11 protein-coding genes are annotated in these 14,525 nt (G+C 36.3%); 4 read left to right on the top strand and 7 right to left on the bottom strand.

Annotated elements, in window-relative coordinates:
- Positions 1-205 (bottom strand): transposase (locus BM121_RS16300; protein WP_175495466.1); only part of this gene is annotated, 205 nt, incomplete at its 3' end.
- 473 nt (positions 206-678) lie between these two features.
- Positions 679-1,302, bottom strand: a complete 624-nt coding sequence (locus BM121_RS16295) for a YesL family protein (RefSeq protein ID WP_091484717.1) — start codon at positions 1,300-1,302, stop codon at positions 679-681.
- Between the two features lie 206 nt (positions 1,303-1,508).
- Here BM121_RS16295 and ade point away from each other — a divergent pair, with 206 nt between their 5' ends.
- Complete coding sequence (gene ade, locus BM121_RS16290) at positions 1,509-3,269, top strand: adenine deaminase (RefSeq protein WP_091484715.1); 1,761 nt, start codon at positions 1,509-1,511, stop codon at positions 3,267-3,269.
- 624 nt (positions 3,270-3,893) lie between these two features.
- Here the strand turns inward: ade and BM121_RS16280 are convergent.
- From BM121_RS16280 to BM121_RS16260, 5 genes are all read right to left on the bottom strand, one after another.
- A complete protein-coding gene (locus BM121_RS16280; protein ID WP_091484713.1) occupies positions 3,894-4,721 on the bottom strand; it encodes a carbohydrate ABC transporter permease in 828 nt (275 codons plus the stop codon).
- Positions 4,718-5,626 (bottom strand): carbohydrate ABC transporter permease, encoded by a 909-nt coding sequence (locus BM121_RS16275; protein WP_091484712.1) that lies wholly within the window; start codon positions 5,624-5,626, stop codon positions 4,718-4,720. The genes BM121_RS16280 and BM121_RS16275 overlap by 4 nt, the downstream gene beginning before the upstream one ends.
- A gap of 122 nt (positions 5,627-5,748) precedes the next feature.
- Complete coding sequence (locus BM121_RS16270) at positions 5,749-7,050, bottom strand: ABC transporter substrate-binding protein (RefSeq protein ID WP_091484711.1); 1,302 nt, start codon at positions 7,048-7,050, stop codon at positions 5,749-5,751.
- A gap of 195 nt (positions 7,051-7,245) precedes the next feature.
- A complete protein-coding gene (locus tag BM121_RS16265) occupies positions 7,246-9,009 on the bottom strand; it encodes a sensor histidine kinase (protein WP_091484710.1) in 1,764 nt (587 codons plus the stop codon).
- A gap of 11 nt (positions 9,010-9,020) precedes the next feature.
- Positions 9,021-10,550, bottom strand: coding sequence for a response regulator transcription factor (locus BM121_RS16260; RefSeq protein ID WP_091484727.1), 1,530 nt, complete (start codon positions 10,548-10,550; stop codon positions 9,021-9,023).
- A 258-nt stretch (positions 10,551-10,808) separates the two neighbouring features.
- On the opposite strand from BM121_RS16260, the gene BM121_RS16255 reads away from it, so the two are divergent.
- The 3 genes from BM121_RS16255 (at position 10,809) to BM121_RS16245 (ending at position 14,484) form a co-directional block, all read left to right on the top strand.
- Positions 10,809-11,666 carry an NAD-dependent epimerase/dehydratase family protein gene (locus BM121_RS16255; protein ID WP_091484709.1) on the top strand — a complete coding sequence of 286 codons (858 nt, stop codon included), beginning with the start codon at positions 10,809-10,811 and terminating at the stop codon, positions 11,664-11,666.
- A gap of 13 nt (positions 11,667-11,679) precedes the next feature.
- Positions 11,680-12,663, top strand: a complete 984-nt coding sequence (locus BM121_RS16250) for an aldo/keto reductase (RefSeq protein WP_091484708.1) — start codon at positions 11,680-11,682, stop codon at positions 12,661-12,663.
- A 252-nt stretch (positions 12,664-12,915) separates the two neighbouring features.
- A complete protein-coding gene (locus BM121_RS16245; protein WP_091484707.1) occupies positions 12,916-14,484 on the top strand; it encodes an FMN-binding glutamate synthase family protein in 1,569 nt (522 codons plus the stop codon).
- The last annotated feature ends 41 nt before the right edge of the window (positions 14,485-14,525 follow it).

The raw sequence follows: 14,525 nt of genomic DNA, 5'->3' as shown, positions 1-14,525 counted from the left end.
AATGTCGGTCATAGTAGCCATTTCGTTGATCTTGACGTTCTTCTGATCGTTCATAATGATCTACTTTTAAATAGGCATCCCGTTCTTTTTTCATATACTCATTCAAAATCAGAACCATGGAGGACTTCACCACTGCCTCCATATTAGAGTTCATCACGGAATCTTTTAATTCCTCCATGTTTAGGTTAAAATGTAATTGGGTCATTATTAATTCCTCCTCTTTGTTTATCGTGGTTGAAAACATTGTATCATGAGGAATTAATAATGACTTTTCTTTTTACACAATTATATGGACTTAATCCGCCTCGTGCTGTTCCCATAGGAGTCTCCGTATTCTACCTCCGCTAATAATGAATTTCTGATGATTGAAAGGATAAAATCCATGGAATATACATCTCGTGGATTTCTTCTCACTTAATCAGAAAACCATACGAAGCTGCGGAAAAATACGACACTCCTGTGGGAAAGGAACAGTCTGAAGACCCCGCAGTGAGCGTTATTTGCTCGCGAGGAGGCTGAAGCGTTCCCCACGGAAAGGGAGTGTTTTTCCGCAGAGTTGGATTAGTACGCATCTCCAACAAAATGTTCAGATAAAACACAAAAGTTATTTCGCAATTTATGTTTTGTCTGAACATTTATATACATTTCTATTAAAAAACAATTGACCTGATGAAATGGTCAATTGTTTTTTGCTATTTGTTCTTTTTTTGTTTCAACTTTTTTAAAGGCATGATAGCACGTACCCATAATAATATATCCTGCTAAACTTCCGCCAAAGAAGAATAAAGAACCGGGAAACAACCACATTACATATATGACAGCTGCCGATCCAAGTACCATGGATATATTGTGAAACGGATGAATCATCATGACTAGAAATGCATTTTTCCAAACATCGATAAATCGTAGTTCAAAGTGAACATAAGTTGGTATGACATAAAGTAAAGTTAACGAAATCGCTAACATAAAAACATATAAAGGAATTTTTATAATGTCATAAAAACCACCCTGAGTCATGTCCATGAATTGGAGATTAATATAAAATAATAGACCAATAAGATAAAAAACCAATCCAAATAGGTTACTTCTTAAAAATTCCTTTTTATATGTATTCCAAAATGTTGCAAAAACAGGTTCTTCCGTATTACCTATAATCCATTGTCTTATCAAGGTAAACATTGCAACAGTTGCAGGAAAAAATCCAAAAATAACGAGCCCGACTATTGTAAAAGCCATCCATAAAATGTTGACATAAGCGAATCTGGTGATCCATTCTGTTGCTCCAAATAATGAATTGCGCATACTTTCTCCCCTAGCGTCATAGTATATTTACATTTTACCATACTGTCACACTGTTCAGAAAAGAAAAACATTGACTGTAAAACCGTTTCAGTCGTAAGATAGTGAAAACATGTATAAGTCCAAACCGTAGGGTATAAGCGCGACCGTAAATTGTGCGGTAATTTTGCCATATAGTAACTTTCAACATATAGAGAGGAGAATCGGTAATGAGTAGAGCATTATTGAGAAAAGTAGCACTAGGAGAGGCATATGCAGACCTAGTGATACAAAATGGAACATTAGTTAATGTGATGACTAGAGAATTACAAAACAATGTAGATATTGCGGTAAAAGGTGACCGGATTGCATCGATAGGGAAGACAGATCATTTAATCGGGCCTGGAACAAATGTAGTAGACGCAACAGGCAAATATGTGGCTCCAGGGTTGATGGATGGGCATATGCACGTGGAAAGTACCATGTTATCCGTTACTGAATTTGCCAAAGCTGCCTTAAAAAAAGGGACAACTGCGATAGTAATGGACCCACATGAAATTGCTAATGTACTCGGTACGGAAGGTGTAAGATTAATGCATGAAGAAGGCAAAAGGTTACCATTAAAGGTTTTTACTACTTTTCCTTCCTGTGTCCCTGCCACTAATGACCTCGAAGATGCCGGTGCAAATTTAAATGAGGAAGATATTGAAGAGGGATTAAAATGGGAAGACGTTATCGGCTTAGGTGAAGTAATGAACTTTCCTGGTGTTGTCTATAATGACTCGAAGATGATCAATGAAATAGAAGCAACGATGAAAGCCGACAAAATTGTAACCGGACACTTTCCAGATGGATCAAACGGCATGCTCCAAGCTTATATTGCTTCTGGTGTTGATTCCTGTCATGAAACGGTGGCAAAAGAACAAGCATTGGAAAAGGCCCGTTTAGGTATGCATATTATGATACGTGAAGGATCTGCTTGGCAGGATGTCAAAGAAGTAATCAAAATCATTACAGAAGAAGGAATTGATTCTTCTAATGTATCGTTGGTAACGGATGATATATATCCGGAAACCTTAGTAGAAAAAGGGCAGCTGAACCATGTTGTACGTCGTGCGATTGAAGAAGGCGTTGATCCTGTGGTAGCAATTCAAATGGCTACGATCAATGTAGCGCGTTATTTTCATATCGATAAGCAGTTTGGCAGCATTACACCAGGCAAAATAGCTGATATTATTTTGCTGGATGATTTAGCTGATGTTGATGCATCTACGGTGATAACGAATGGTGAAATGATTGTTTCCGATCAAGAGCTAGTAAAAGAAATACCAGCTTATAAATATCCTGAGCATGCTAGAGATACGGTGAAATTACAACGTGCATTACAGCCTGATGATTTTAATATATCTACAGAACAAAAAGGGCAGGTTGAGATTAACGGTATTCGGATTATGGAAAATAATGCACGAACAGCAAAAATGACAGCGACTTTGCCCGTAACAGATCATCTGATCAATACGGATTTAGAACAAGATATTGTACAGCTTGCTTGTGTTGAGCGTCATAATGGTACTGGTCAGATTTCATTAGCATTTGCTCAAGGTTTTGGTTTGAAGTCAGGTGCTGTTGCTTCAACAGTAGCACACGATAGCCATAATTTATTAGTGATGGGTGTTAATCAGCAAGATATGGCTTTTGCTGCCAATCAGCTAGCAGAATCAGGTGGTGGTATGATTGTCGTGGAAGATGGTGAAGTGTTGGCACATGTTCCGATGCCGATAGCGGGCTTAATGTCTGATCAACCAATTGAAATAGTAGTCGAACAAGTTAGAGCACTAGAAAAAGCGTGGCAGCAATTAGGTTGTACGATTCATGCCCCATTCATGACATTTTCACTTATTGCCTTACCAGTTATCCCGGAAATACGAATCTCCAACCGAGGTTTGGTCGATGTAACGAAATTTGAATTAATGGATGTAGTGAAAGGATAAGTAACCGGGACAGCATAACATGCGAAACAAGTATACAGTCATAGACGCCAACCAACCTCCGGTGATTGCTAAGGCGCAGGTTTTGAAGGCGGCCGGACGGTTGTACCAGGTATTAGTGAAGGATGGGAGATACACTGTATTCAATCTTCTCCAAGGTATTATCAAGGATAGACCAGTTTGTAATAGGACTAGGGCGAGAGCTAATACCATTAACCATTTTGATGGCAGAAAAGGCTTAATCATAACTTTGAAACTTTTAATTCTTGTTATATTTCTTAGGTGTTCTGGATTAATTATCAGTGATAGTTACTACATCAAATGAAAATGTGGATTTCACTGAAAACACGATTCTTCGTATAATTGTCATTGAAAGTGTTGGTATAAAAAAGGGGGCTTCTTCTATAAATATGTGAATCTGAGGAAGATATCTTTTTCTCTCGTACTAAAAAAGTCATTCAAAAAAGCATTCTCGTTAAAGAATGCTTTTTTTGATGTTTAAGAAAAAAACTAAATAATAATACATCCTCCGGACACCACTTTCGCTGCTACAATTTTTGCTACTATTGTGGCATCACCAGGTAATGGCTGGCTCCTTTGGCTGCATATTCCTATTGACTTTATTCTTTATCCTTTTACAGAGCCCATCATACCAGCAACAAAGTGTCTCTGCATTAAGAAGAACACAAGAGCTGTAGGGAGCGTAGCAATGACGATAGCTGTCATAATCACTCCATAGTCAGGCGTGTATCCTGCACCTAAGTTGGAAATCAACAACGGTATGGTTTGCTTTTCTGGTGATTGAAGTACAACTAATGGCCATAGATAGTTATTCCAGCTATTCATAAATGCAATAATAGCTGCTGCTGCATAGGTTGTTTTCATCGTAGGCATATAAATTCGGAAAAAGATGCCCCATTCACCCAAACCATCGATTCTCCCTGCCTCTACTAACTCTTTCGCAAACATTTTCGTATTCTGTCTGAAGAAGAAAATGAAAAATGCTGTAATAATGGTCGGTAGGAAGGCTGCTGCTAATGTATCCAAACCGATCAATGGGGCATCAGCAGATATCTGTCCGAACAAACGATACAATGGAATCATAATCGCAGCAAATGGAATCATCATCGACAAAATCAAAATATTAAATAATATATCTTTACCTTTTGATCGATAAATTTCAAAACCATATCCAGCTAAAGAACCAATTAATAGTGTTAAAACAGTCGTGATAACGGCTATTAAAAATGAATTCCATAACGCTATACCAATTTGTGTCTGATCCAGTAGTTTGTTTAAGTTCTCAATAAAATGAGTACCGGGAATCAATCGGCCACTTGTTACATCAACCGATTTGTTTGTCATACTTATTAACATCCATATAAAAGGAAAAATAGACACTAGAGCCGCTACACTTAAAAATAGGTAAGTAAAAACTCGTTTTATCTGTTTCAATCTCGATCACCTGCCACTCTAAATTGAATAAAGGATAGGATGACAACTAAGATCAAAATGACATAAGATACTGTAGCTGCATATCCAAAGTCTGGTGTATACTCAAACGATAAGTTATAAATATACATTGAAATAGTCATAGTGGCGTTACCAGGCCCACCACTTGTAATATTCATTACTTCATCAAATAACTGTAAAGTACCAATGGTTGATACTATGGAAGTAAATAAAATGATTGGTTTTAATAAAGGTATCGTAATAAAGAAAAACTGTTGTATAGCAGAAGCACCATCAATTTTGGATGCTTCATACATGGATTTATCAACATTCTGCAAAGCGGATAGATAGAAAATCATATTGTAACCGGTCCATCTCCATGTGATGGCTATAATGATGGTTATTTTGGCTAAGAATGGATCAGAAAGCCAATTGAGTGGTTCAGAAACCAAATTCATATTCAGCAAAAAATCATTAACTAAACCATCATTACCGAATAAATATTTAAAAATAACTGCATATGCTACAAGGGAAGTAACAGCCGGTAAAAAGATTGCAGTTCGGAAAAAACCTTTAAATTTCAATGTAGGATCATTTAATAACACGGAAAATATTAATGCTAAAACAATCATAACGGGGACTTGTATTAACAGATATAATATCGTATTTGTTAAAGCAGTAATAAAAGTCGGATCATTAAATAATCTTACATAGTTATCTAAACCGACGTACTCCAGGGTCGAGCCCATACCTGATTGTAAAGATAATAAAAGCGCCTGAACCATTGGGTAAAAATAAAAAAGAGAAATTCCCAATACAGATAAAATGATAAAAAGCCAACCAATATAGTTTTTTCTGAATTTTTGTGCAAATGTCCTTTGCTGTGTTGGGTTAGAAGTTTGACTCATGATAATCCCCCTCCTCATTAATGAGATTGTTCATTGCTAACTATTTCATAAGGAAGAAGAAAGCCCTGGGACAAGGGTTCACTCATGAAATGATGAGCTAGTTCCCAAGGGCTTTATTCTACTTACTTAAATTGGTTTTCTGCTTGTGCTTGTGAATCTGATAATACGTCTTCTAGGCTTTTGCCATCCAAGTATTGTTGAATTTCTGCTGATAAGATATCTTCAATACCATAAGTGTTCATGCCGTAATCAACTTGTGGGATTTCTTCCATCCATTGGGAGAAATCATGTACGACTTGTTGATTATTAAAGAATTCATTTTCGAATTGGTATGCATCTCCTTCAGATGCTGGAATGTAAGTACCAAGTGCTCCAACTTCTTGAACTAAGTCTTGATAAAAGTCCACATTAGAACCAAAAGTTCCACCTAAGAATTCAGCTGCTTTTTCTTTTCCATCAATATTCAATACATAGAAGGAACTACCACCTTGGTTTGATGCATTTACTGCACCTTCCATGTCTAATCGAGGTGTAGGAGCTACTCTCCATTGGCCAGCTTGAGATTCTTCTGCTTCCACACTAGGAGCAATCCAGTTACCAGCAGGAACGGATGCTACATCACCACTATTAAATGCTGCTAAATACTGACTCCAGTCAGAGTTTAATTTAACAACGTCATTTTCCATTAATTCTTTATAGTTTTCTAAAGCCAATTTTAATGGTTCATTACCTTCGAGTTGAATCGACCCATCTTCTGTTGTGTACCATGTACCGGTTGTTTGCATCATGACCCGCAGAATACCTAGATCGTTAGGGTCTAGAGAAAGCATCGCTTGACCTGTTTTTTCTTTTACATCTTTTGCAATTTCAACATATTTACTCCAAGTAATATCCACTAAGTCATCATGAGTATAGCCTGCTTCTTCAAGGTAATCTGTACGATAGAACAAACCTGTTACACCAGTATCGAATGGAAGTCCGTATTGTTTTCCATCATGGCTTGTTGGTACTAATTTGTACGAGGCAAAATCTTCTTTATTAAAATAGTCACCTATTGGATAGAAAGCATCTGGGTAAGATTGCAAAAAGCTTTGTGCACGTTGGTCTTCAATTAATACAATGTTTGGCATACCTTTCATTGTTCCTGAACTTAAGCCAGTATTAAGTTTCTGTACAATATCATCTTGGGCATTTTCGATGATTTCCATATTGAAATCATCTTTGTCATAATGTTCTTTAGCAAGTTCTAATGCTGCAATATTAAAGTTTGGATCCCAAGCCCATGCAGTAATACCTGCATCATCTCCTTCAGATGTATCATCACCGCTCTCTTCATCGTCACCACCGGAGCATGCTGCTAATACTAATGCTGTTAAAAGCGCTACCATCAAAAGCCATAACTTTGTAGATAATTTTTTTCTCACTTTAAAACCCCCTCAAAATTTTCGTAAGTGTGAAATCGTTTTCAGCACTGTAATGTAAGTGTAACAAAAAAGACTAAAGACCTCTTGGACGATCTTTAGTAAAAAATGAAACTATTTTTAGAATATACAATTCTAATGAAATTTATTATGAATTTATTTAGAATTTGTATTTTTTTTAGGTATTTGATATTTGGATTATGATTCTTTTACGGGTAACGTAATAATTACTTTAGTACCTTTTGCTGGTTCACTGTCTATTTCTACACCGTAATTTCTTCCATACAATAATTGAATTCTCTCATGGACATTTTTAACGCCAATTCCACTGAACAGTTGCCTTTTTTCTTTTGCTTTGATTGTTTTATTATCTAATCGTTCAGGTATCATGCCATCACCATTATCAATAATCTCACAGATTAGGGAATGTTCTTTTTGTGCAATTAGTATTTGGATAAAACCAGTTTTTTTCTTTGTAAAGGCATGGAAAAAAGCATTCTCAATAAAAGGTTGGATAACAAGCTTGGGTAAATAAAGCTGCAAACAGTCGGGTGCCACCAAATAATTAACTTGAATGCGGTCGCCATATCTTGCTTGATTAATCTGTACATAATTTTTAAGGTTTTCTATTTCTTGTTCAACTGTTATCGTTTCATCGATATTACTTAATGAATTTTGAATCAATGAAATAAAGGAATCAATGGTGTCAGATGCTTTCTCCTTTTTCTCCTGACGAATCATAAATTTAATAGAAGCTAGTGTATTATAGATAAAATGCGGATTGATTTGGTGCTGTAAGGTTTCTAATTCTGCTTTCCTTTGCTTTTCTTGTGTATTCATCAAAATTTGAACATAATCCTGCAGTTCATTCAGCATATAATTGAAGGCTTTTGCAATTTTTCTTGTTTCATATCCTCCTGTTTCTTTTAATGGCTTATTAAATTGATACCTGGCCATATCTGAAATTTGATGGACTAGCTGACTAATAGACACGGTCATCTTTCGTAATATTAAGAAGGTAACAAGAACTGCCAAGCTAACAATAGCAATACTAATCAATACTATTTCACTGGTATCAATGACATTATCAGCGATTACTTCCTGATCAATTAAATTAACAAGATAGATATCGAGGCTGGGAATATACTCGGAAAGGAGGATGTAGTTTTGGCCGAATATATCCACTTTGTGATATTGGGAATTTTCATTTTTAAACTTTTCTGCATAACCTAACAATTCTGGAGACGATTCTCCGATCATTTCTTCCTGATTACTAGAGATAATTTGACCGTTTGGTGTTACTAACAATACGTTATTTCCAGCACTAGTGTAACTTTCATAGAACTTTTTCAAATCTCTTTCCGTTAATGAAAAAAATAAATAACCGTATATATCGTCTGATCTTAATTTTAAAGCTTTAGAAGCAATAATCATCGGTACACCATTGGTAATCTCTGAATCTTCAAATTGATACACAATGTCATTAGGACTTTCTTTTACACGCTGTATCATTTCATGATTGGCTAATTTTTCTCCGGTGACTGGCCATTTGATATAATTCATATTAAATATATCCTGTTGGTTGCTCATGATGAGCATATTGGCATCATTAGGATCTACTTCCGCATAAATCTGTTCCATTTCACTGGTCATATGATAATAAAAAATCGATTGATTAATAGCATTTTCGTGCTCTTCCTGAAGCAACTGTTTTATCGTACCATTCGTATCGACCTCCAGTGAGGCTGATACAATCGAATCCGTAAACGAATTAAATCTTTCCGTGATTTGATTCATGATTTTTGAATTGGTAATGCTGAAGGTATCCATAAATAAATTACTCGACATACGAATACTGCTATAGGTGATGGATAGCGATACGGCGATGATACTGATTACCATAACCAAAAAAATCTTCATAAATAAATTGTTTGCTTGCACAATACGGATTAACTTCTTCATATAGAAAAGCCTCAATTCATCGGTTTGTTTTCTTTGCGGTAAGTGCTTGGCGATTTAGCCGTCAACTTTCTAAAGACTTTTGTAAAATAACTTGGGTCAGAATAACCTACTGCTTCACTAATAGTAGATATAGGCTTATCCGTTTCCTCCAACATCTTCATTGCGTTCTTGATACGCACATGATTCAAATACTCACTGAAACCCTCCTGATGATGTTTGCTAAAATAGCTGGACAAATAGGAAGGGTTAAAATGGAAATGATCCGCTAACGTACTTAATGTTAAATGACTATCATAATGATCCTCAATATAATCCAATAACAGCTGGATGTTAGAGATTGTATCTGCATCAGCAGGTAGCACTTTTTTCTCCACCTTGACTAAAACTGTATCGAATATCGAAATTGCTTCTCGTACATGAAAAGCTTCGTTGATTTCTGAGAAATAATGATATTTTTCTGCCTCGAGTTCCTGGATATCATACTTCATGTTGCCAAGTAGAACAATGATATTAAACATAATGTTTTCCAGCCATGATTTAAATTCAAAAACATCTGTTTCATATTGATTGGAAAGTAATCCTATATGTTCATTCAAGTAGATGAAAGCTTCCTGGAATTGTTTTCGTTTAAATAAATAAATCATATGATTTAAGTCAAACTCGGCTTTTTTTTCTGTTGCTTCAGGTAAGTTATCATAGTAAAGGAATGTACGATCTGGTAAATAAAAATGGTACTGTTGTATGATGAGATGGCTTGTTTCATAAATGGTTTTAAGTTCATCGATAGCCCGAAAAGGTGTACTGAGAATCCATTTTATACTAGATGAACCTGTTTCCGTATCACATGCATGAATAGCACTTTTTAATTTTGGTAGTTCGTCGGAAGCGAAATTTGTTAAAAACAACATACTATGTTCCTGTATTGGAATGTCATGGGTTACTATATTCGGTAGATGTTGTTGCAGTTGGTCTTTTATTGCTGTTTTTGATAATTTGCTATTTTCTTTTTTATTCCCAAATGCCTCTATTAAAACAAACGTATCGTATGGAAATTGTTTACGTGCAAAATCCATATCACGTATGGATTGATAACCTTCTATAATTTTTTTGCATATCTCTCTCATCGATGATTGACTATCGTTTATACTTGCTGACTTTTGTTGCTTTTGGGTAACATGATTTAATGTTTGCAATAATTCCTTAGTATTTAATTTTGGCTTAAGAATATAATCAGCTACGCCATTTTGAAATGTTTGTCTTACGTAATCAAAATTTTCAAAGCTGCTTAATACAATAACTTCGGTATCAGGATAGTTTTCCTTTACCTTCTTTACTAACTCAATACCATCCATTCCGGGCATCACGATATCGGTAATGATGATGTGAGGACGATATAATTCCATCAATTTTATTGCTTCCTCACCATTTGAGGCTTCACCAATAATTTTATATCCTTCACTTTCCCATTCAATATAATTTATAATTCCCTGTCTTATTAGCATTTCATCATCGACAATCAGTATTTTATAAAATTCTTTCATTAATGGCATAGTCCTCCCTTGGGAACGATTTGTAAATATTTTACCCATTTGATTAACTATTATATTTTCTATCATATCAAACAACAAGGTATTGTTCGATGATCAATGTTGTGAGGAGATTTTAAATGAGTATACACGATGATGTCTAGTAACAGGCGATCTAAGCGTTACGTATGAGCGGATTCTTTTTCATCTCTATTAAAAGTACGTATAATAATATGTGAAAACGCAAACAAAGTAGGGGAAGGTGGGATCAATATGGTTAAAGTTGTTATTACAGGTGGAAGTGGTTTATTAGGTCCTTCTGTTATTCAAGAATTTTTAGATCATGATTATGAAGTAGTAAATGTGGATCAGAAGCACCCTGAAGATCCAAAATGCAGAACGATTATTACTGATTTAACCAATCTTGGTGAAGTCTATGGTGTTCTGGAAGATGCAGATGCTGTCGTTCACTTAGCAGCGATACCGGTGGCCTATTCGCATCCAAACGAAGTAACATTTCAAAATAATGCGATGTCTACTTATAACATCTTAGAAGCAGCAGGCAGATTAGGCATCAAAAAAGCAGTGATTACTTCTAGTGAATCATCTTATGGATTTGTGTTCAGTAACCAAGACTTACAACCTTTATATGTACCTATCGATGAAGAACATCCACAAATGCCAGAGGATAGTTACGGTCTATCAAAAATAGTAAATGAAAAAACTGCAGAGATGGTTCATCAGCGTACAGGTATGCAAGTTGTATCGATGCGGGTTGGTAATGTAATTACACCAAAGATGTATGAAAACTTCCCTGAGTTTATACATAAACCGGAATTACGCAAGCCGATATTATGGAGTTATATTGATGCACGCGATGCCGGTGCAGCCTACCGGTTGGCAGTCGAAAAAGATGGACTGGGAACGGTAGCGTTAAACATTGCTGCTGATAATACCAGTATGGATATTAAAAGTGAAGAACTGATGACAACCTGTTTTCCGAATGTAGCAGACTTTCGTGAGCCGATAGAAGGGTATGAAACATTACTAAGTAATAAAAAGGCGAAAGAAGTATTAGGTTGGCAGCCTGTTCACAACTGGCGTGACTATGTGAAAACAAACGATAAATAAAAGGAGAGATATCATGCAATATCGTCAATTGGGAAAAACTGATATGAAAATAAGTGAGTTAAGCTTTGGTACCTGGGCAATAGGTGGTGCATGGGGGCAGACGAATGATAAAGAAGCATTAAACGGACTGGCTCGCGCAATGGATGCAGGGGTAAACTTCTTTGATACTGCTGATGTTTATGGTGACGGTCATAGCGAGGAATTACTTGCAAAAGCAACAAAAGGAAAAGAAGATAAGATTCATATTGCAACAAAATTTTGTCGTGCTGGAGATGTACATGATCATAAGACTTATTCAGAAAAATCGGTAACTAACTATGTAGAAAACAGTTTAAAAAGACTACAACGTGAACAATTAGATTTGGTTCAAATTCATTGTCCACCAATTGAAATTATTCGTGATGGTGCAGTGTTTGAAGTATTAGACAAATTACAGCAACAAGGAAAAATTCGTCACTATGGTGTAAGTGTGGAGACAGTTGAAGAAGGGTTACTTGCAATGGAAAATCCTAATGTAGCAGCTTTACAAGTGATCTTTAACATTTTCCGTCAGAAGCCAATCACAGAATTATTCCCAATTGCACAAGAGAAGAATGTTGGTATATTAGCAAGAGTGCCATTAGCTAGTGGGTTGTTAACCGGTAAATTCTCCGCTGCTCACCAGTTTGAAGACGATGATCATCGTAAGTTTAATCAAAATGGTGAAGCATTTAATGTAGGGGAGACCTTCGCTGGTTTAGCTTTTGACAAAGGGGTAGATTTAAGTAAACAATTGGAATGGATTGCAGAAGACAGAGGCAATATGACGAGAGCAGCATTGAAATGGATCTTAAGCCATGAAGCTATTTCTTCCGTGATTCCAGGTTTTAAAACGGTAAAACAAGTAGAAGATAACCTGGCCGCAGTTGATGTCCCTGAATTCTCAGAACAAGAGTTAGACAAGTTGCGAAGCTTTTATAAAAATGAAGTGCACGATCATATTCGTGGCGTCTATTAATACAATGAGGTATGGAAAAATTTTTTCCATACCTTTTCATTTGGGTACCAAAAAAACTAAATCATCATGCACAAAATCGAAAAACTGCGCCGTAACTGTGGCATGACTTTCCTTCACTTTTATTGGGAAGAGTGTTCATTCAAGGCAGCGGCAAGATTTGTTGAATAAATCAAGATAATCAACAAATCTATCAAGAAAGCACCAAGGTTTGTCATACATATTCTTAAAGAAATAATAGAATGGAGGGGGAATATGGCGGATATCGCTGCAATTATTTTATTAACGGCTGTATTGGTTGTTTTAATTATTCCAGGAGTACTTATGTTAATCGGCTTTTTGGCAGACCGAAGCCAAAAAAGACACGCGGTCTTACGTAATTATCCCTTAATAGGAAGAGTCCGTTACTTTCTAGAAAGTATTGGACCGGAATTGAGACAGTACCTTTTTACAGACGATGATACGGGGAAACCTTTCTCAAGGAAAGATTATCTTAATGTTGTCATGCCAGCAAAGTATAAAAAAAGATTAGAAGGATTCGGCTCCAAACGAGATTTTGACCAGCCAGGTTATTATATTAAGAATACTATGTTTCCGAGATTAACAGAGGAACTATCTATTGATCATGAACCAAGAGTGGATACAAAAATATATCACATTGATAAGGAAAACCTTTTTTCTAGAAAAGAACACCATGAAGCAAAGCAGGTATCTCCCTATTTATTGGGAAAAGAACATGCAATAGTTATTGGACCTAATACGAAAAATCCTTTTCATGTTAGAGGATTAATTGGTATGTCCGGGATGAGTTTTGGTGCACTTGGTGAAAGAGCGATAACCGCACTCTCAATCGGATTGGGCCGTGCTGGTGGTACATGGATGAATACTGGTGAAGGTGGCTTATCTTCCTATCATTTAAAAGGTAATGTGGACCTTGTCGTACAAATTGGTCCAGGTTTATATGGTGTCCGTACACCAGATGGGGAAATGTCCTGGGAGGAATTAAAAAAGAAGGCAGCTACAGATCAAGTAAAAGCTTTTGAACTTAAACTGGCACAAGGCGCGAAGACGCGTGGTGGTCACCTTGAAGCAGAAAAGGTAACAGAAGAGATTGCAGAGGATCGAGGGATTGTACCATTTCAATCAAACGATAGCCCCAATCGATTTCATCAATTTTCAGATGTTTATGGTTTGCTCGATTTTGTCGAAGAGATCCGTGATGTAGCAGAAAAACCTGTTGGCATTAAAATAGTTGTCGGGCAAGAAAGTGATGTACAGCAATTAGCTGAAGCAATCAAAGAAACAGGGAAGAAACCAGATTTTATTTCGGTAGATGGTGGAGAAGGTGGAACAGGTGCTACTTATCAAGAGTTAACGGATAGTGTAGGGCTTCCAATCAAATCTGCTATTCCCATATTACATCAAGCATTACTTCAAGCTGGTGTTCGTGATCAAGTGAAAATTATTGCATCGGGTAAACTGTTTACGCCAGACCGAATTGCTTTCGCTTTAGCACTGGGAGCAGATTTGGTACAGGTAGCCCGAGCATTCATGATCACAACGGGATGTATTATGGCACAAGTTTGCCATACTAATCATTGCCCAGTCGGTGTTGCAACTACAGATCCGAAACTGCAAAAAGGATTGGATATTGAAGAGAAATCTTATCGTGTGTCCAATTATGTAATATCAACTAGAGAAGGGCTGTATAATATAGCGGCAGCTGCTGGTTTAGAATCCCCAACACAATTACTAGAAAAGCATGTTGCTTACAAAGATCTATACGATGTAGTATATGAGAATCACTTAATGACGAATAAATAATGTGATATACTTATTTAAGTATATTAAGAAAGTTGGGGAAA

The sequence above is a fragment of the Gracilibacillus orientalis genome, assembly GCF_900114645.1.
GTDB classification, from domain to species: Bacteria; Bacillota; Bacilli; order Bacillales; family Amphibacillaceae; genus Gracilibacillus; species Gracilibacillus orientalis.
This window is presented reverse-complemented; position numbering and strand designations above follow the sequence as displayed.

What these genes read in the sequence shown, in the direction of transcription:
- BM121_RS16295 (WP_091484717.1), bottom strand. Translation starts at nt 1,302, where the DNA reads ATGCGCAATTCATTATTTGGAGCAACAGAATGGATCACCAGATTCGCT.
- ade (WP_091484715.1), top strand. Translation starts at nt 1,509, where the DNA reads ATGAGTAGAGCATTATTGAGAAAAGTAGCACTAGGAGAGGCATATGCA.
- BM121_RS16275 (WP_091484712.1), bottom strand. Translation starts at nt 5,626, where the DNA reads ATGAGTCAAACTTCTAACCCAACACAGCAAAGGACATTTGCACAAAAA.
- BM121_RS16265 (WP_091484710.1), bottom strand. Translation starts at nt 9,009, where the DNA reads ATGAAGAAGTTAATCCGTATTGTGCAAGCAAACAATTTATTTATGAAG.
- BM121_RS16260 (WP_091484727.1), bottom strand. Translation starts at nt 10,550, where the DNA reads ATGAAAGAATTTTATAAAATACTGATTGTCGATGATGAAATGCTAATA.
- BM121_RS16255 (WP_091484709.1), top strand. Translation starts at nt 10,809, where the DNA reads ATGGTTAAAGTTGTTATTACAGGTGGAAGTGGTTTATTAGGTCCTTCT.
- BM121_RS16250 (WP_091484708.1), top strand. Translation starts at nt 11,680, where the DNA reads ATGCAATATCGTCAATTGGGAAAAACTGATATGAAAATAAGTGAGTTA.
- BM121_RS16245 (WP_091484707.1), top strand. Translation starts at nt 12,916, where the DNA reads ATGGCGGATATCGCTGCAATTATTTTATTAACGGCTGTATTGGTTGTT.